This window comes from Pseudomonas sp. WT-JTC (genome assembly GCF_056711565.1).
In genome coordinates this window covers 5,925,707-5,944,513 of sequence record NZ_CM160042.1, presented here as the reverse complement: position 1 = coordinate 5,944,513, position 18,807 = coordinate 5,925,707, and the positions used below count along the sequence as shown (strand labels likewise).

General features: G+C 61.7%; 16 protein-coding genes. 12 read left to right on the top strand and 4 right to left on the bottom strand.

The genetic code is table 11. The annotated features are described in order from the left end of the window. Nucleotides 1–43: 43 nt before the first annotated feature. From ribH to AC06G5_RS26980, 8 genes are all read left to right on the top strand, one after another. Entirely contained in the window at nucleotides 44–520 is a 477-nt protein-coding gene (gene ribH, locus AC06G5_RS27015; protein WP_003228649.1) for a 6,7-dimethyl-8-ribityllumazine synthase, read from the top strand. Beyond that, complete coding sequence (nusB, locus tag AC06G5_RS27010) at nucleotides 517–1,017, top strand: transcription antitermination factor NusB (RefSeq protein ID WP_007970164.1); 501 nt, start codon at nucleotides 517–519, stop codon at nucleotides 1,015–1,017. The genes ribH and nusB overlap by 4 nt, the downstream gene beginning before the upstream one ends. 28 nt (nucleotides 1,018–1,045) lie before the next feature. Beyond that, nucleotides 1,046–2,011 carry a thiamine-phosphate kinase gene (gene thiL / locus AC06G5_RS27005; protein ID WP_413427365.1) on the top strand — a complete coding sequence of 322 codons (966 nt, stop codon included), beginning with the start codon at nucleotides 1,046–1,048 and terminating at the stop codon, nucleotides 2,009–2,011. Beyond that, nucleotides 2,008–2,511: a phosphatidylglycerophosphatase A family protein gene (locus AC06G5_RS27000; RefSeq protein ID WP_057400600.1), complete on the top strand. Its 504-nt coding sequence runs from the start codon at nucleotides 2,008–2,010 to the stop codon at nucleotides 2,509–2,511. Before thiL ends, AC06G5_RS27000 begins: the two co-directional genes overlap by 4 nt. A gap of 51 nt (nucleotides 2,512–2,562) precedes the next feature. Then, nucleotides 2,563–3,303 carry a substrate-binding periplasmic protein gene (locus AC06G5_RS26995; protein ID WP_413427364.1) on the top strand — a complete coding sequence of 247 codons (741 nt, stop codon included), beginning with the start codon at nucleotides 2,563–2,565 and terminating at the stop codon, nucleotides 3,301–3,303. 251 nt (nucleotides 3,304–3,554) lie between these two features. Beyond that, on the top strand, nucleotides 3,555–4,172 hold the full coding sequence (gene ribA, locus AC06G5_RS26990; protein ID WP_008018152.1) for a GTP cyclohydrolase II: 618 nt from the start codon (nucleotides 3,555–3,557) through the stop codon (nucleotides 4,170–4,172). Beyond that, nucleotides 4,169–4,588: an MFS transporter gene (locus tag AC06G5_RS26985; protein WP_480458592.1), complete on the top strand. Its 420-nt coding sequence runs from the start codon at nucleotides 4,169–4,171 to the stop codon at nucleotides 4,586–4,588. Before ribA ends, AC06G5_RS26985 begins: the two co-directional genes overlap by 4 nt. After that, nucleotides 4,588–5,388, top strand: coding sequence for a cobalamin-binding protein (locus AC06G5_RS26980; protein ID WP_413427362.1), 801 nt, complete (start codon nucleotides 4,588–4,590; stop codon nucleotides 5,386–5,388). The genes AC06G5_RS26985 and AC06G5_RS26980 overlap by 1 nt, the downstream gene beginning before the upstream one ends. 97 nt (nucleotides 5,389–5,485) lie before the next feature. On the opposite strand, the gene AC06G5_RS26975 is transcribed toward AC06G5_RS26980, so the two are convergent. From AC06G5_RS26975 to AC06G5_RS26960, 4 genes are all read right to left on the bottom strand, one after another. After that, complete coding sequence (locus AC06G5_RS26975; protein ID WP_480458591.1) at nucleotides 5,486–7,369, bottom strand: TonB-dependent receptor domain-containing protein; 1,884 nt, start codon at nucleotides 7,367–7,369, stop codon at nucleotides 5,486–5,488. 153 nt (nucleotides 7,370–7,522) lie between these two features. Beyond that, nucleotides 7,523–9,421, bottom strand: coding sequence for a 1-deoxy-D-xylulose-5-phosphate synthase (gene dxs, locus AC06G5_RS26970; RefSeq protein ID WP_413427360.1), 1,899 nt, complete (start codon nucleotides 9,419–9,421; stop codon nucleotides 7,523–7,525). A gap of 91 nt (nucleotides 9,422–9,512) precedes the next feature. Further along, nucleotides 9,513–10,400 carry a (2E,6E)-farnesyl diphosphate synthase gene (ispA, locus tag AC06G5_RS26965; protein WP_413427359.1) on the bottom strand — a complete coding sequence of 296 codons (888 nt, stop codon included), beginning with the start codon at nucleotides 10,398–10,400 and terminating at the stop codon, nucleotides 9,513–9,515. Then, the gene (locus AC06G5_RS26960; protein WP_007970180.1) at nucleotides 10,397–10,639 is read right to left on the bottom strand and encodes an exodeoxyribonuclease VII small subunit; all 243 of its coding nucleotides are present in this window, start codon (nucleotides 10,637–10,639) and stop codon (nucleotides 10,397–10,399) included. Before AC06G5_RS26960 ends, ispA begins: the two co-directional genes overlap by 4 nt. Before the next feature lie 413 nt (nucleotides 10,640–11,052). Between AC06G5_RS26960 and AC06G5_RS26955 the strand changes: the two genes are divergently transcribed. The 4 genes from AC06G5_RS26955 to AC06G5_RS26940 are packed head-to-tail and all read left to right on the top strand — an operon-like array spanning nucleotide 11,053 to nucleotide 18,793. Then, complete coding sequence (locus tag AC06G5_RS26955; RefSeq protein ID WP_413427358.1) at nucleotides 11,053–11,844, top strand: YfaP family protein; 792 nt, start codon at nucleotides 11,053–11,055, stop codon at nucleotides 11,842–11,844. Between the two features lie 39 nt (nucleotides 11,845–11,883). Then, nucleotides 11,884–13,596 carry a DUF2138 domain-containing protein gene (locus AC06G5_RS26950; RefSeq protein WP_480458590.1) on the top strand — a complete coding sequence of 571 codons (1,713 nt, stop codon included), beginning with the start codon at nucleotides 11,884–11,886 and terminating at the stop codon, nucleotides 13,594–13,596. After that, complete coding sequence (locus AC06G5_RS26945) at nucleotides 13,593–14,231, top strand: DUF1175 domain-containing protein (protein ID WP_413703948.1); 639 nt, start codon at nucleotides 13,593–13,595, stop codon at nucleotides 14,229–14,231. Before AC06G5_RS26950 ends, AC06G5_RS26945 begins: the two co-directional genes overlap by 4 nt. After that, the gene (locus tag AC06G5_RS26940; protein WP_480458589.1) at nucleotides 14,228–18,793 is read left to right on the top strand and encodes an alpha-2-macroglobulin family protein; all 4,566 of its coding nucleotides are present in this window, start codon (nucleotides 14,228–14,230) and stop codon (nucleotides 18,791–18,793) included. Before AC06G5_RS26945 ends, AC06G5_RS26940 begins: the two co-directional genes overlap by 4 nt. Nucleotides 18,794–18,807 lie beyond the last annotated feature (14 nt).

Below are 18,807 nucleotides of genomic sequence, written 5' to 3'. Positions count from 1 at the left end.
GGCGCGTACGAGACGCGTCCCGGCTCTTTAAGAGATCTAACGAATGACCCTGAAGACCATCGAAGGTACCTTCATCGCCCCTAAAGGCCGCTACGCTCTGGTAGTGGGCCGTTTCAACAGCTTCGTCGTTGAAAGCCTGGTCAGCGGTGCAGTTGATGCCCTGGTTCGCCACGGCGTAAGCGAAAGCGACATCACCATCATCCGCGCACCTGGCGCCTTCGAAATCCCGCTGGTTGCGCAGAAAGTCGCTCAAAAGGGCGAGTTTGCGGCAATCATCGCCCTGGGCGCAGTCATTCGTGGCGGCACTCCGCACTTCGAATACGTGGCTGGCGAATGCACCAAGGGCCTGGCCCAGGTGTCCATGGAGTTCGGCGTACCGGTTGCATTCGGCGTGCTGACCGTTGACTCCATCGAGCAAGCCATCGAGCGTTCCGGCACCAAGGCCGGTAACAAAGGTGCTGAAGCTGCCCTGTCCGCTCTGGAAATGGTCAGCCTGCTGGCGCAGTTGGAGGCCAAGTGATTAGCGACGATAGCGATCGTTTCAACCCGCGCGATCCAAAGCCTGCGGATGCCGGCAAGCCATCGAAAAGCGCCAAGCGTCGCGAAGCCCGTCAGCTCGCGACTCAGGCGCTGTACCAATGGCACATGGCCAAGCAATCGCTGAACGAGATCGAAGCGCAGTTCCGGGTCGATAACGATTTCAGCGATGTCGACGGCGCGTACTTCCGCGAAATCCTGCACGGGGTTCCGCAGTTCAAGACCGAAATCGACACCGCACTCAAGCCTTGCCTGGACTTGACCATCGAAGAGCTGGACCCGGTTGAACTGGCGGTTCTGCGCCTGTCCACCTGGGAACTGCTCAAGCGCGTCGACGTGCCATACCGCGTTGTGATCAACGAAGGTATCGAACTGGCCAAGGTCTTCGGTTCCACCGACGGCCACAAGTTCGTCAACGGTGTGCTCGACAAGCTGGCCCCGCGTCTGCGTGAAGCTGAAGTGAAGGCGTTCAAGCGCTGATCGGCGCTTGTAACGTCGGCACGAAGCCATGGGCGAGTTTGAGCTGATCCGCAATTTCTTTGCCGCCGCGCCTTGTGCGCAGGGCGGCGAAGGCGTTGCCCTCGGGATTGGCGATGACTGCGCCTTGCTGGCTGTTCCTCCCGGGGAGCAGTTGGCGATTTCTACCGACACCCTCGTGGCCGGCGTGCATTTTGCCGATCCGTGCGATCCGTTTCTGCTCGGTCAGCGCTCGCTGGCTGTGGCCGTCAGCGACCTGGCTGCCATGGGCGCCACCCCCGTTGCCTTTACCCTTGCCCTGACCTTGCCGACGGTGACCGCCGATTGGCTGCAAGCCTATGCCCGTGGTTTGAACCGGATGGCGCAAAGTTGTGGCGTGGCGCTGGTGGGTGGCGACACGACCCGTGGGCCGTTGAGCCTGACCATGACCGTGTTCGGACGCGTGCCGGCCGGTCTGGCGCTGACCCGCAGCGGTGCGCAACCGGGCGATCTGCTGTGTGTGGGCGGCGAGCTGGGCAATGCCGCCGGTGCCTTGCCATTGGTGCTCGGCCAGCGCACGGTCGAAGCGAGCATTGCCGAGCCGTTGCTGGCGCATTACTGGTCGCCGCAACCGCAGCTCGGCTTGGGTCAGGCGTTGCGTGGCAAGGCCACTTCGGCAATGGATATCTCCGATGGTCTGCTCGCTGATTGCGGGCATATCGCGCTGGCCTCGAAGGTCGGTATCGAAGTCGAGCGGGATCGATTGCCGCTGTCGCAGAGCCTGGTCGATTTTCTCGGTCAATCGGACGCACAGGTTGCGGCCCTGAGTGGCGGCGACGATTACGTCCTGGTCTTCACCTTGCCGTCCGTCGAGTTACCGCTATTGCTTGCCGACGGCTGGCCGATTCATGTGATTGGGCAGGTTGTGACGGGGCAGGGCGTGAGGCTGCTGGACGCCGATGGCAAAGACATCACCCCGCAAACCCGGGGTTATCAACATTTTCGGGAGTCACCGTGACAGATCACCCCAAACAGGTCCCGGCAGAACACGTTCCGCCGTCGGTCTGGCGTAATCCGTGGCATTTCCTGGCGTTCGGCTTCGGCTCGGGCACCTTGCCAAAGGCACCGGGCACTTGGGGGTCGTTGGTTGCGCTGCCCTTTATCCCGTTGTGGCAGATGCTGCCCGATTGGGGTTACTGGCTGATGCTGGGCATCACCATGCTGTTCGGCTTCTGGCTGTGCGGCAAAGTGGCCGACGATTTGCGGGTGCACGACCACGAAGGCATCGTCTGGGACGAAATGGTCGGGATGTGGATCACCCTGTGGCTGGTGCCGGAAGGTTGGCAGTGGTTGCTGGCGGGCTTCTTGATGTTCCGCTTCTTCGACATCCTCAAGCCGTGGCCGATTCGCTGGATTGACCGGCATGTACATGGCGGCGTTGGCATCATGCTCGATGATGTCCTGGCCGGAGTGTTCGCCTGGCTGGCGATGCAGGGACTGGTGTGGTTTTTCGCCTGACCGCGGATTTCCACGCGTTATCAGGAGAGCGGTTAATCGGGGGTAGCAGGGATGGCTTTACGCGGTTTGATGGTGATGGCGTTGGCGATGTTTTGCTCTTTTGCCCAGGCGGGAGGAGGGGGTGCTACGCCGCCGTCAGTGATTCACCTGGCCAGCGAAGACTGGGAGGACTACACCGCTGCTGACGGTCATGGACTGGGTTGGGACGTGCTACGGCAAGTCTTCGAACCGGTGGGCGTCAAGGTCGACATCCGCAGCGAGCCCTACGTGCGTTCGCTGGGCCTGGCCAAACGTGGCGAAGTCGATGCCTGCGTAGGCTCCTACCGTGATGAATCCGAGGATGTGCTCTATCCTCATTGGAACTTCGACACCGATCATATCTATGCCTTGGGCCTGGCCAGCGGTCCGGTACCCACCCTGGAAACCCTGGGCAATTATCGACTGGCCTGGGTCCGTGGCTACGATTACCAGCATTACTTGCCCAATGTGCGCCACTTCGACGAAGTGATGCGGCGTACCGGCATCGTGTCGATGCTGACCCACAATCGCGCTGATTTCTATATCGATGCCCTGACCGAAGTCGATGATGTCATCAACCGCGCCAAGGATCCGTCCCAGCTGCGGCGCACCCATATCGCAGAATTGCCGCTGTACCTGTGTTTCGCCAAGACCCCGAAGGCGCGCACGTTAATGGCCCTGTTCGACCAGCGCATGGAGCAGTTGGTGAAAAGCGGCGAACTGAAACCGATCTTCGAGCGCTGGAAACAGCCTTATCCGTTTGATTCGAATTGATCGCGATCTCGAGCTTGGTGATTGGTCCCTGTGGGAGCGGGCTTGCTCGCGAAAGCGTTGTGTCATACAAAATCGATGTCGACTGATACGACGCCTTCGCGAGCAAGCCCGCTCCCACAGAGGACAGTGTCAGCCCGGATATCAAACTTTTTGATAGTTATCGCCGATAATTCAGCCTAAGCGTCGCCCGGAACCTGCTGTTACAATGCCGGCTCTGCGAATCTTCAGACTTTTAGATCAGGAGCACACCGGTGCCTGTCGTTTTTGTCGCCGCTTCCAAGCTGCCAACGCCTTTTGCGCAATTCACCATGCACGGCTTTCTCGATGAAGCCTCCGGCCGCGAGCACGTTGTGCTGAGCCTGGGTGATTTCGCCGACGGTGCCCCGGTACTCGGCCGGTTGCACTCCGAATGCCTGACGGGTGATGCCCTGTTCAGCCAGCGTTGCGACTGCGGCTCGCAACTGGAAGCTGCCTTGCAGGCGATTGCCCGTGAAGGTCGTGGCGTGTTGCTGTACTTGCGTCAGGAAGGCCGTGGCATTGGCCTGCTGAACAAGATCCGCGCCTATGAGCTGCAGGACGGTGGCGCCGATACCGTCGAAGCCAACGAGCGTCTGGGCTTTGCCGCTGACCAGCGTGACTATGCCATGTGCCTGCCGATGCTGGAGCACCTGGGCGTGAAGTCATTGCGCCTGATGACCAACAACCCGCGCAAGGTCAAAGCCTTGACCGACATGGGTATCGTGGTCGCCGAGCGCGTGCCGCTGCACACGGGCCACAACCCGCATAACCGACTCTACCTGGCGACCAAGGCCAGCAAGCTCGATCACATGATGGGCAACGAGCATCAGGGCGAGGTAGACCGGGCGTGACCCGCGGTCAGGTTCGGCGGCGACTGTCCGTCAGCTGGTGGCAGTACCTGGCACTGGCCTTGATGCCGCTGTTGGTGATCAACGCGCTGTTCGGCCAGAGCGAAGCCATCCTGCCGGTGCTGGCGATGCCGTTGTTCATCGCCGGAGTTGCCTCGATGTTTGTCAGCCTGAAGTTTTTCGGCGCTTACAAGCACGCGCTGATCGCCACTCAGAAAGCCCTCGATACCCCTGAAGAATCTGGCGCCTGGATCAGTCTGGCGGCCAAGCGGCGCACGGCATTCCTCGCCGCCGGCCTGCCGGCCTGGATTGCTGCCCTGGCGGTGTTCGTCGGTCTTGAGGCAGTGCCGCTGATGCTGCTGGCGCTGTCGACCGCGGTGCTGTTCTACCTCTACCGTATTCCGCGTCAACTCGGTTGATGCGCGCGCTCTGGCTGGCGGTTTTGCTGCTGGCCGCCAGCAGCTCGGCCATTGCGCTCGAGCGGGTTGTCAGCCTGGCACCGTCGCTCTCTGAAATCGTCGTTGAGCTGGGTTCTGCCGACCTTCTGGTCGGAGTGCTGGACGCCGGTGAGCGACCTGCCGAACTCAAGAACCTGCCCTCCGTTGGCCGCTATGGCCAGTTGGACGTGGAGCGCTTGCTCAGCCTGAACCCCGATCTGTTGCTGCTATGGCCCGGCAGCGTCGGCCCCGCCCAGCGCGACCAGCTCAAGCGCCTGAGTATTCCCACCTACGTCGCCGAACCCCACAGCCTGGACCAGCTCACCGCGCAGATCGAGGCCATTGCCGCTCAGCTCGGCCGGCCTGAACGCGGAATTTCATTGGCCAGCGATTTGCGCCAACGACTGGGTGAGCTGCGTCAGCGCTACCGACGGGATAAGCCGTTACGCGTGTTCTATCAGGTCTGGGATCGGCCGCTGTATACGGTGGGCGGCGAGCAGATCATCAGCGATGCGCTGGAGGTCTGCGGTGCCCGGAACGTGTTTGCCGACCTGAAACTGCCGGCACCGCAAGTCAGTGTGGAAGCTGTGTTGCAGCGTAATCCCGAGGTGATTCTGGCCAGCGAACAGACGCAGCTTGATGCGTGGAAAGCCTGGCCACAGGTGGCGGCGGTGGCGAACGGACAATTGCGCCTGGTGGTGGACAAGGGGTTGGAGCGGCCGAGTGGGCAGATGATCGAGGCCACTGCAAAGCTTTGCCAGTTGATCGCGCCCGACCGCTAAGATCGCGGCGTCTGCAATCGCGGGCAAGCCCGCCCCTACAACCTGTGGGAGCGGGCTTGCCCGCGAAGCGGCCAGTCCAGACAGTACAAGTTACGGGTCAGATTCCAGGCGTCCACGTCACCCCGAACATCCACGCCCGACCTTCCTCGCGATACCCGAACTGGCTACCCTGGTGGCGGTACAACGCCCGGCTGTAACCCTTGTCCAGCAGGTTATCGACCTTCAGCGCCAGCCTGATTTCACGACTGAGTTCCCAACTGCTGCGCAGTCCCAGCAAGGCATAGCCGCCGAGCGGCTGTTGATTGTTCAAGTCGTCATAGCTGCTGCTGACCGCTTGCCAACTGGCGCCGAGGCCCAGTCGATCGAACTGGCGGTCCAGATCCCAGCTCAAAGTGCGCCGCGCACGACGGGCCAGGGTATGTCCGGTGTCGCGGTCACGCGGGTCGATGATCGCCACGCCGAGATTGCTCTGCCAGTCGAACAGTTCCTGCTTCAGCGCGGCTTCGAAGCCGTTGATTCGCGCCGAGGCAACGTTCTCGGGGCGCGAGTTGCTGCCGAAGATGATCGCGTCTTCAAGGTCGGTGCGATACAGCGACGTCTCCAGGCGACTGCTCTCGGTCAATTGGCTGCGCCACTGCAGCTCATAGCTTTTCGAGGTTTCAGGCTTCAGGTCCGGGTTGCTGAAGCCGGGGTAGTACAGATCGTTGAACGTCGGCGCGCGGAAGCCTTCGCTGTAGGTCAGCAGCACTTCGTTGTCCGGGGTCAGCGGCAGAGTGAAGGTGCCACTCCAGGTATTCTGGCCGCCGAACTGCTGGTTATCGTCGTGACGCAGGCCCAACTCCGTGGAAAAACTGTCCGCCTGAAAGCGATGCTGGATAAACGCGGCACGGTTCCAGCGACTGTCTTCGTCGAATGCCGTGCTGCTGTTGATCCGGTCTTCATACCAGTCGCCGCCGAGCATCAGGCTGTTGCGCTCGTTGAGCGTCAGGTCGTTCTGCCAGGTCACCGAGTCGCGATAGGTGTTGAACACCGTGTGTTCATCGCTGAGTTTGTCGAGGGTCTTCTCGCGGTTTTCACTGTGGCCGACATCTATGCGGGTTTTCCAGCGGTCGTTGATCCGCGCATCGACATAGCTGCTGACGCTGCTCACGTCGAACTCGCTGTAGGGCTGTTGCTGGACCGACTCGAACGTACTCATGTCGAAGCGGCCGAACGGGTTGTCGAACTCGCTCTTGCCACGGTTATCCAGCACGTTGGCGCCGATCTCGATGTCATCGCTGAGCGCGTGGCTCAAGCTCAGGCTGAGCGACTTGTTGCGGTATTCGTCATGGTCGCCGTCGCTAGGGAATGACTCGTGGGTGCGATTGATCCCGGCGGTTTCGTCGAGGCTGGCGCCGAGGTTGAAGCGGGTTCGCTCATCCCCACCGGACAGGCCAAGGCTGCGCTCCCACGTCTGGTGGCTGCCAAACCCAATGTGCAGTCGAGGTTGCAGGCCCTGTTCGCCGCCACGGCGGGTGAAGATCTGGATTACCCCGCCAATCGCATCGCTGCCATAAATCACCGAACGGGAGCCACGCAGCACTTCCACGCGCTCGACCTGCTCGATGTTGATGTGTTGCAGGTTGCTGTCGCCGGAGGTCGAACTGCCGATGCGCTGGCCATCCACCAGCACCAGGCTCTGGGCCGACTGGGTGCCGCGAATGTAGACCCCCGGAAGACTGCCGCGTCCGCCGGTCTGCGAGACCTGCACGCCAGGCACCCGACGCAACAGATCAGTGACGCTATCGGGCTGCAGGCGATCAATGTCTTCGCGGGTGAAAACGGTGTTGGCGGCACTGCTGTCGTTGCGTGCTTCGACCTGGCGGTTGGCGCTGATCAGCACGTCCGGCAGCTTCAGGGCCTGGTCGCGTTCGAAGGTATCGGCGAGGGCGTTGACGGTGGGCAGCAGAAACAGAGGCAGGGCGAGGCGGGAAAACTTCATGGGTAGTCCGATGGTGTTTCGTGGAGCACACAAATCAAATGTGGGAGCGGGCTTGCTCGCGAAGGCGGAGTGTCAGTCAACGTCTCAGTTGAATGATCCGACGCTTTCGCGAGCAAGCCCGCTCCCACAAGGGTATTGCATGCATCCAGAGATTTAGCGGTTGAGCAGTTGCAGGCGCTCGCGAATGGACGCTTCGATCCCGGCCTCGTCCAGCCCGCACTCGGCCAGCATTTGCGCAGGCTTGGCGTGTTCGACGTAAATGTCCGGCAAGCCCAGGTGCAGCACCGACTTGAGGATGTTTTCACGGGCGAGGAATTCGCTGACAGCGCCGCCAGCGCCGCCCATGATCGCGTTTTCCTCGACAGTGACCAGTAGCTCATGGCTGCCGGCGATTTCGCGAACCAGCGCTTCATCCAGCGGTTTGACAAAACGCATGTCGACCACGGTCGCGTCCAGCGTCTCTGCGACTTTCAGGGCTTCGGCCAGTTGCACGCCGAACACCAGCAGGGCGACTTTGCTGCCCTGGCGGCGGACTACGCCTTTGCCGATCTCGATCGGTTCGAGGTCTTTCTCGATGGTCGCGTTCGGGCCATTACCGCGTGGATAACGCACGGCCGCCGGGCCTTCATACAGGTGACCGGTGGAGAGCATTTTGCGCAGCTCGTTTTCATCGCTCGGGGTCATCACCAGCATGCCGGGGATGCAGCGCAAGTACGAAAGATCGAAACTGCCGGCGTGGGTCGGACCGTCTTCGCCCACCAGGCCTGCGCGGTCGATGGCGAACAGTACGTCGAGGTTCTGCACGGCGACGTCATGCACCAACTGGTCGTAGCCGCGCTGCAGGAAAGTCGAATAAATCGCTACCACGGGTTTGGCGCCTTCGCAGGCCATGCCGGCCGCGAGGGTGACGGCGTGCTGCTCGGCAATGGCCACGTCGAAGTAACGCAGCGGGAAGCGTTCGCTGAACGCGACCAGATCCGAGCCTTCCTTCATCGCCGGGGTAATCCCGACCAGACGCGGATCGGCAGCCGCCATGTCGCACAACCATTCGCCGAACACACCGGAATATTTCGGCCCACTGGCCTTTTTCGGCGCGGCAGCCGGGGCGTCCAGCGGTTCGAGCTTGGTGATGGCGTGGTAACCGATCGGGTCGACTTCCGCCGGGGCGAAACCTTTGCCTTTCTTGGTGACGATGTGCAGGAACTGCGGACCTTTCAGATCGCGCATGTTGCGCAAGGTGGCGATCAGGGTCGGCAGGTCGTGGCCATCGATCGGGCCGATGTAGTTCCAGCCCAGCTCTTCGAACAGGGTGCCGGGAACCAGCATGCCCTTGGCATATTCCTCGGTGCGACGGGCGATTTCCCAGGCGCCGGGCAGGCGCGACAGCACTTTCTTGCTGCCTTCGCGCATGCTCGCGTAGGTGCGGCTGGAAAGGATCTTCGCCAGATAGTTCGACAGGCCACCGACGTTGCGCGAGATCGACATGTCGTTGTCGTTGAGGATCACCAGCATGTTGGCGTCCACTTCCGGCGCATGGTTCAGTGCCTCGAACGCCATGCCCGCGGTCAACGCACCGTCGCCGATCACCGCGATGGCCTTGCGATCACTGTTTTGCAGGCGGGCGGCAATCGCCATGCCCAGCGCGGCACTGATCGACGTGCTGGAGTGGCCGACGCCAAAGGTGTCGTACTCGCTCTCGGATCGGCGCGGGAACGCCGCGACGCCGTCCTTCTGGCGCAGGGTGGCCATGCGTTCGCGGCGACCGGTGAGGATCTTGTGCGGATAAGCCTGATGACCCACGTCCCACACCAGCCGGTCGTCCGGGGTGTCGAACACGTAATGCAGCGCGATGGTCAGCTCGATGACGCCCAGGCCTGCACCGAAATGCCCACCGGTCTGGCCGACCGTGTAGAGCAATTCCAGGCGCAACTCATCGGCCAGGGTTTCCAGCTCGGCTTCGCCTAACCGGCGCAGGCCGTCCGGCGTGTTCGCGCGGTCGAGCAGGGGCGTGGTCGGGCGCTTGCGGGGAATCTCATGAAACGTCGTGGGCATCAGGCGAATCGTTATAGGTATAAAAGATGCGGCAGTTTACCTGATGCATCGTCCCCTGCCCACGCGTTGGTCTTTTTTGACGGATTCGCCGTCAGCTGCGGCGATCGACGATATACCGGGCCAGATCACGCAACGGCTCGGCGGCTGCGTCAAACGGTCGCAGGGCGTGCAGGGCCTGGTCGCGCAGTTCCAGGGCATAGGCCTTGGCGGCGTCCAGACCGAGCAGGGCCGGGTAAGTCGGCTTGTCCCGGGCAATGTCGGCGCCCTGGCGTTTGCCGAGGGTCTCGGTATCGCTTTCGACGTCGAGAATGTCGTCCTGCACCTGGAATGCCAGGCCGATGGCCTGTGCATAAGCCTGCAGGGACTTGAGTTCGTCTTTCTCGGCACGGCCGCTGGCCAGGGCGCCGAGTTTGACGCTGACCTCGATCAATGCGCCGGTCTTGTGCCGGTGCATGTACTCGAGGGCTTTCTGATCAAGCTTCAGACCGACCGAACCGAGGTCGATGGCCTGACCGCCGACCATGCCCGCCGGGCCTGCCGCCAGTGCCAGGGCGCTGACCATTTGCAGGCGGATTTCGGCATCCGACGCGCTCAGACGTGGGTCGAGCAGGGCGCTGAAGGCCAGGCTCTGCAAGCCGTCGCCGGCGAGGATCGCGCAGGCTTCATCGAATTTCTTGTGGGTGGTCGGCTGGCCGCGGCGCAGATCGTCATCGTCCATCGCCGGCAAATCGTCATGCACCAGCGAATAAGCGTGGATCAATTCCACCGCACAGGCCGCACCGTTGGCTTGCTCGGCCTTGCTGCCCAACGCTTCGCACGCGGCATAGGCCAGCAGTGGCCGCACGCGTTTGCCGCCATTCATCACGCTGTAGCGCATGGCTTCGTACAGCCGCGCCAGCTCGGGGCTCGGTGCGGTGAACAGGGTTTCCAGCGCTGCGTTGACGCGGGCCTGGCTGGTGGCGGAGTACGCTGCAATCATTCTGGCTGATCCGCGTCGAAGGGTTCCTCGGCCAACTCGCCATCACGCTCGAGCAGCACCTGAACCTTTTGTTCGGCCTGGGCCAGCGCCGCCTGGCAATCGCGGGTCAGGCCAATGCCTTGCTCGAAAGCGGCCAGCGAGTCCTCCAGCGACAATTCGCCATTCTCCAGACGCTCTACCAGCGTTTGCAGGTCGGCGAGGGACTGTTCGAAATCCAGTGCAGCTTTTTTGCGGGCCATGGCGGCGATTTCCGGTTGACGTTAAACCGGCGCGACACTAGCAGATAGGGGGTTTATGGGCAAATGAGAGGGGATCGGCTGTTTGGCTCAACTCCCTGTAGGAGCGAGACTGCTCGCGATGGTCGTTAACGATGACGCGTACTGTCTGATTTGACGCGGTGTGCTTGCGTTCATCGCGAGCAAGCTCGCTCCTACAGGGTGGCAGATGCATTTCGGTTCATCGTCCACCCAGCGCTGTGATTCCTCCCGCAAATCCAGATGCGTCCGATTGTTAAAAAACACCTGCACGTCTAACCTTCGCATCATATTCGACTCGGCAAGATACGGGTCTTTCAGACGAAACGCAGTATCCCCATCTGTAATGCGCCCAGGATCAGGCGCAAGGTTTCGTCATGCATGGCAGGAGGCGTCACATGCGCTCATTTCTTTTGCTGCTGATCGGGTTGGCAACCGCGCCGGTGATTTTGGCCGCGCCGAATGCCGAGCTATCGGAACCGGTGGGCGGCTGGCGTTTCAACGGTCTGTTGGACCGTAGCGAAAACCCGCAAGTCGCCTACCCCACGCCGCCGATCGACCGGGGCGTGCAGCGCAATCGCACGATGATCGAGGGCCGACTCAAGGCCATCGGCACTCAGCGCGGGCCGCACACGTTGGCGGTCAACGGCAATCCGCTGAATCTCTATACCGACGAGCAAGGGCGTTTTGCCCGGCCCTATGCGTTTGGTGCCGGTTCCAACAGCGTTGAAGTCCGCAGCGCCGAAGGCCAGTCCCTCAAGCGCGTTCAGTTTTACGAAGCCAACAACCTGCGCACGCCGGCAAAGATTCGCGTGGTGCTGGGTTGGGACGATCCGAAGGCCGAACTCGACCTGCACATCGTCACGCCCGATGGCCAGCATGCCTTCTGGGCGCACCCGGCCTTGACCAATGGTGGCGGCCTCGACCCTGACGGCGTCGATGGCCCGGGTCCGGAAATGTTCACCATGACCGCACCGCTGCATGGCACCTATCTGGTTTACGTGAACTATTGGGGCAACTTCGGCAGCGGCGGCTATAACTTCGATGAGGCCAGCAACCAGAACGAGGTGATTACCTCGCAGATCAATCTGGTGCTCAACGAAAACACCGTCGATGAAAAGCGCGAGACATTCATCGTGCCCCTGCGCGCAATCGGCGACCTGCTGCTGGTCAAGACTTTCAACTACTAAGCATCCCCGCTCCACGGATGAACATCGGGTTTTGTGAACATGAGTGATAGCACTGTTACCCCAGCCGCTGGCGCCCCCGCGGCCAAATCTTCTGTGCATTGGCCGACGCTGCTGATCGGGTTATGCCTGGTCGTAGTCGTGGCCGGTGGGATCGGGTGGTTCATGCACAAGCCCAAGGCCCCGGCGCCTGCGTTGGCCAGTGACAAGCTGGGTATGAGTCGCCCTGATGGCTTGCTGGAAACCCATTCCTTGAGCCAATTGCCCAAGGACCTGCTGGCAGTGCCGTTCCTCAAGGAAACCCTGACCGAAGATTTTGTCTTCTATTACGAAACCCACGCCGATCGTCTGGGGTTGATCGGCAGCCTGCGGCGGATCATCTACGAACACGACCTGAAACTGCAGGACACCTTGATCGAGCAGCTGTTCGATCAGCCTGCCGACGTAGCGTTGTGGCGCGGGGCGGATGGGCGGCTCAAGGATTTCCTGCTGGTGATGGATCGCGGCGGGCTGGCCAAGGTGCTGGAGCCGCTGGCCAAAGTCGCGCTGGACGACTCGCAGCTGAGCAAAGTCGCTGACCTGAAGGTCGGCATCGAAGGCGTGGCGCTCTATCAACTCAACTACAACGCCAGCAAGGCGCTGCTGTTCGCATCCCATGGCGACAAACTGGTGGTGCTGTCCAATCCGGCGAAACTCTACGATCCGCAAAGCGGTGCAATGGAGGAACCGGGTAGCGTGTCGACCACGGCCATTGCTGCGCTGCTCAATGGCGAAAAACTGTTTCCCGAAGCCTTCGGCCTGGCGCCTCGTGAACCGCAAGTGAAACAGCGCCTGTCGGTGAATGCCAGCGTGCTGGCCATGGGTTACCAGCGTTTTATCCCGAACTTTGCCGGCCTGCGCTTCGACATGGACGACAAGGGCTGGCACAGTTTTCTGGCCATGGATGAACTGGAGAATCAGCTGGACTTCGATTTCAAACCGATCTGGCAAGCCATGCCCATGGGGGCCAGCGCTTGCGTGGCGTTGCCGCTGGCGGCCGAACAACAGAAACCGCTGCTGGTGAAACTCGGTGCCGAGGAGAAGGTAGCCCAGGCGCTGACAGAACACATGGCCGGTGCGGCGGGCCTGTGCTGGTATGCCGATTCACGGTTGTACACGCCTTTGCTGGTGGCCAGCCTCAACGCTGACGACAGCGGCAAACTCGATGGGGATTTGGGCAACCTGTTCGGCTCGATGGTCGGTGCCTACGAGAACAACGTCGAAGACGGTGCCTTCCCGGTGGTGGAAAAACAGGCAGGCCAGAGTCGCCAGTGGCAACGCCAGGTCAGCTCCAGCTTCGGTCCCTATGCGGCCAAAGAGGCCGAAAACCCCGACGCCATCACCGGCAAGGCGTTCATGAAAGTGAGCCTGGCGCGCCACGGTTCAACGTTGCTGTTTTCCCTCGACGACAAGCTGGTGGACAAGGCCCTCGGTACCCTCGACAAACGCTTCCCGCCGATGGCCGACGTGGTGCCCAAAGACCTGCTGATGCCGGTGTATTTCGGCCCGGACTCCATGGCGCAACTGATGCAGCAGGAAACCCTCGACAGCCTGCCCCAGGACATGGAACCGGTGTTCTACAACGCTGCGCAAACTTACCTGATCCCGAAACTGCGCAAGCTCGGCGGTTACGGCAAATACGCCCTGACCTTGCCCGAAGGCAGCGAGCCCGACGGCCATTGGCAGTGGCTGCCGCTGGAGTGGAAAGCCCTGTGACGGCATTGATCCGCAGTCTCGGCCTGCTGGCGTTATTGCTGAGCGCGGGCGCCCGAGCCGTCGAGACACCACCGCTCGACCCACAGCAATCCCAGGTATTTCGCGCCTGGTTCGTGCGCATCGCCCAGGAGCAACTGAGCCAGGGCCCGAGCCCGCGCTGGTATCAGCAAGACTGCGCCGGGCTGGTGCGCTTCGCGGCTAACGAAGCGCTGAAAGTGCATGACGACAAATGGCTGCGCAGCAATGGCCTGTCCAATCGCTACCTGCCGCCGGAGCTGCAGTTGAGCGATGCCCAGCGCGGTCTCGCCCAGCAATGGCAGCAGGGCGGCGGCAAGGTCGGGCCGTACGTCAATGCGATCAAATTGATCCAGTTCAACAGCCATCTGGTCAGCCGTGATGTGGCTCAAGCGCGCCCTGGCGACCTGATGTTTTTCGATCAGGGCGACGACCAGCACCTGATGATCTGGATGGGCCGTTACATCGCCTATCACACCGGCACCACCACTCCCACCGACAACGGCATGCGTTCGGCAAGCCTGCAGCAACTCATGACATGGAAGGACACCCGATGGATACCCGACGCAGCCAACCCCAACTTCATCGGCATCTATCGACTGAATTTTCTCTCCCAATGAACGGAGCCCGCATGCTGCGCCTGTGCTCGAAATTGCCGTTGCTGCTAGTCCTGTTTTTGTCCGTGTCGGCGGTCCGTGCGGATGATTCCGTTGCGCCTAGCGGTTATACACCGGTGGCCGGCGAGAGTTTTTTCCTGCTGGCCGACAGCAGTTTTGCCAGCGACGAACAGGCGATGGTGCGCCTCGAAGCGCCGGGTCGCGACTATCGCCGGTTTCGCATGGAACCCTACGGCGGCGCCGACATTCGCGTGTATCGCATCGACAAGCCGCTGGATTTCCTCAAGCGCCAGAAGAACCTGCATCGGGTGGTCAGTGATGGCCAGTTCAAGGGTGAAGGTCTGTCCAACACCCTCGCTTACCTGTGGGACAACTGGTATCGCAAATCCCGTCGGGTGATGCAGAGGGCGTTTTCATACGAGTCGCGTAAACAAGTCACCGAGCAAGTGCCGGAACTGAAGATGGGCAATGCGATGGCCGCGCCAACGCCCTACGATGCACAGCCGCAATTCGCGCTGATACCGGGTTTGCCGGTGGTCAGCCAGTTCCGTTATCCGCTGTGGCAGGCCAAGCCGATCCAGCCACCTGCCGGGGTGAACCTGGCCGGTTCTTCCAGTGAGTTCGTCAGTGTCGCGCCGGGCAACCTGTACATCCCGTTGGGCAATCTCAAACCGGGTCTGTATCTGGTGGAAGCGCTGATCGGCAAGTACCGCGCGACGACCATGGTGTTCGTCTCCAACACCGTGGCGGTGAGCAAGGTTGCCGGTGACGAATTGCTGGTGTGGGCTGCGCGCAAACACGAAGGGAGTTCGGTGCCGAAGGTCAATGTGTTGTGGACCGATGGCCTCGGCGTGATGAGCAGCGGCGCCACGGATAGCGACGGCTTGCTGCGCCTGAAACACGTCAGCCCCGAGCGTTCGTTCGTGATCGGCGAGGACGAAGAGGGCGGGGTGTTCGTCTCCGAAAATTTCTACTACGACAGCGAAATCTACGACACCAAACTCTATGCCTTCACCGACCGGCCGTTGTATCGGCCGGGGGATTGGGTGTCGCTGAAAATCGTCGGACGTGAATTCAAGAACGCGCGGGACTCGGTGCAGCCAACCGCTGCCGACATCAACGTGACCGTGCTCGATGCGACTGGCACGGCGCTGCAATCCCTCGATTTGAAGCTCGATTCCAGGGCCGGCACCCAGGGCCGTTTCCAGTTGCCGGACAACGCCGTGGCCGGTGGTTATGAACTGCGTTTCAACTACAGGGATCAGGCCTACAGCAGCGCCTTCCGCGTCGCCGAATACATCAAGCCGCACTTCGAGATTTCGCTCAATCTGGCCAAACAGGATTACCGTACTGGCGAACCGGTCAAGGGTAGCCTTGTGTTGCTGTACCCGGACGGAAAACCGGTGGCCAATGCGAAATTGAGCCTGAGCCTGCGCGCTCAACAGCTGTCGATGGTCGACAACGAACTGCAATACCTCGGGCAATTTCCGGTGGAGCTGACCAGTACCGAATTGACCACCGATGCCAAGGGCAACGCGTCCCTCGATTTGCCGGCCGCCGATAAACCGAGTCGCTACATGCTCACGGTGTTTGCCAGCGACGGCGCGGCGTATCGGGTCAAGACCACCAAGGAAATCCTCATCGATCGCGGTGCGGCCAATTTCCGCTTGAGTGCGCCCCGGCGCTTCAGCGCGGTGGGTGACAAGGTAGCCTTCAGCTATACTCGCGAAGGCGAGCAGGTCGAAGCCGTTGCGCCTGGCAGTTACGGCTGGGTGCGCCTGGAGGACCAGAGCACCGGCGAAGGCAAACTCGCGGCAACCGACAAAGGTTTCACCCTGGCCTTTGACCGGCCGGGCACCTACAACCTGATGCTCAAGGATGAGCACGGTCGTGTGGTCGGCGCCACCGGGCATTCGGTCACCGGCGAAGGTGTCAAGGCCGTACCCGGCACGGTGGAAATCGTCCTCGACAAACCCGAGTACCAGGCCGGCGATGAAGCGCTGGCGTTGATCACTTTCCCGGAACCGGTCAGCGATGCCTTGCTGTCACTGGAGCGCGACAAGGTCGAGGCGACCGCGTTGCTGTCCAGGGGCGGCGACTGGCTGAAGATGGAAAAACTCAGCGATACCCAATACCGCGCGCGCATCCCGGTGAAGGACGGTTTCGCACCGAACCTGACCTTCTCGGTGCTGTACACCAAGGGCGGCCAGTACAGTTTCCAGAACGCCGGCATCAAGGTGATCACGCCACAGATCGACGTGGCCATCGCCACTGATAAGGAAACCTACCAGCCGGGTGAAACCGTCTCGGTGGACCTGACCACCCGGTTCGCCGGCAAGCCGATGCCCGCGCACCTGACGGTCAGCGTCGTCGATGAAATGGTCTACGCCCTGCAACCTGAAGTCGCGCCGAGCATCGACCAGTTCTTCTATCACCCACGGCGTAACAACGTGCGCACCAGCGCCAGTCTGTCGTTCATCAGTTATGACGTCGCCTTGCCGGGCAGCCCCGGTGCACCGGGCAAGGCCAATCGCAGCGAGCGCGGCGTGAAGGTGCTGGAGCGGCCGCGTCGCGAGGACGTCGACACGGCTGCGTGGCAGCCTGAATTGCTGACCGATGCCAACGGCAAAACCCGCTTCACCTTCAAGATGCCCGACTCCCTGACCCGCTGGCGCATCACCGCCAGGGCCATCGCCGATGACGGTCAGGTCGGGCAGAAGAAGCAATTCGTCCGCTCGGAAAAACCGCTGTACCTGAAGTGGAGCGGGCCGAGCCGATTCCGCGCCGGCGACAAACCGGACCTTGGCGTATTTGCTTTCAGCCAGACCGAGAAACCGGTCAAGGCCGAACTGGTGACGCATTACGCCGGCAACGAGCAGCGCGTGCCATTGACCTTGAACAGCGGCATCAACTACATCCCGTTGCCGGCCTTTGAGCTGGCGAATGGCGAGTGGAGCGCCGAGCTGGTGCAGGACGGCAAAACCGCTGATGCCCTGGCGGTGCGCCTGACCGCGACCGGTGAAGGCTGGCAAGTGACGCAATCGCAGAGTCTCGAAGTGGGCGGGGGCGATACGCCGCTGACGTTGCCGGCAGACGCCAGTGATGTTCGCCTGCGTCTGGATGACAGTCCGCAAGCATTGTTCCGTTCTGCCCTCGACGACCTGTTGAGCTACCCCTACGAGGGCGTCGAGCAGACGGCCAGTCGCCTGTTGCCGTTGAGCATCGCCTACCCGACGCTGGCGACGAATCCGCAGATCCGCGATCGCTTGCGCCTGATCATGCAAAACAGTCGCCTGCGCCTGATACAAATGGCCGGCCCTTCGGCATGCTTCACCTGGTGGGGCATGGACGGCGAGCCAGATGCGTTCCTCACCGCCTACGCCTATTACGCCGACTGGCACGCCAGTCAGGTGCTGGAACTGAGCCTGCCGCCGGAGCATTGGCAGCGGGTGCTGGAGGTCTACGCCAAACAGGCGAACAACACGCCGCTGTTGCAGCGGGCGCTGATTCTGTCGTTTGCCAAACAGATGCAATTGCCGGTGAACACCTTGCTCAGCGGTTTGATGGACGATCTGGCGAAGGCCGGCGAGGGTAATGCCGCCAACCTGCTGGAGGACGGCGAAGACAGCCTCGTCATGAGCGATCCGGATTCGGCGCTGGGCCTGGCCGCAGCACGCGTCTTGACCGCCTCGTTGGCCAAGCAGTCGAAGGTCAATCTGCCGGACGCTTTCAAGCGGCAACTGGCCGACGCACAACAGCGTCTGGCAGTCAGTTCCCAGCCGTTTGCCGAAGCGCTGAACCTGTCGCTGCAACCCTTCGATCAGGCTCACGTTCAGGCATTGCTGCAGCGTTTGCTGCCGCAGCAATCCACGCTGGAACGTGCGTTGGCGTTGACCTGGCTACAACACAGCATCGAGCAGGCCGCGCCGGCCGTTGCTTTGAAACCGGGCGAGGGCTGGAAGCCGGAACAGGGCGCTACCGGCGAGACCTATTGGGTTTGGCAAGGCGCACAGTTGCCGAACGTGTTGTCACTGACCGGCGCGCAAGAGCGTCCGCTGCGTGCAGCATTGAGCTACCGGAGCCAGCAGCCTGTGGTCGATCCGATGGCCGTGACCATCACCCGTCGCCTGTCGCGTCTGGTACCGGGGGATGAAGCCTTCACCTTCAAGCTCGAGGCGGTCGGCAACGCGCCGCTGTCCAGCGATAACCTTTATCTCGACGAAGTGATCGTCACCAGCAAAGCCACCAGACCGCTGCGCTACGGCCTGCTGGAAGTGCCGTTGCCACCGGGCGCGGATGTCGAGCGCACGACCTGGGGCATCAAGCTCATGGGCAAGGCCGGCACCGAGCCGACAGCGCTGGAGAAGGCGCGGTTCGAACCGGGGCAAATGGCTTATGCCGTTCCGGTCGACGCCTTGAGTGGCGAATTGCGTCTGCGGCATCTGGTGCGATTCTCGCAGAAGGGGCAGTTCAACTTGCCGCCGGTGCGATTCACCCAAGTGTATGCGCCGCAGCATCAGGCGATGGAACAAAAGCCAGCCCTTGGCCAGGTCACGGTTCACTGACGTGCACAGGCTTC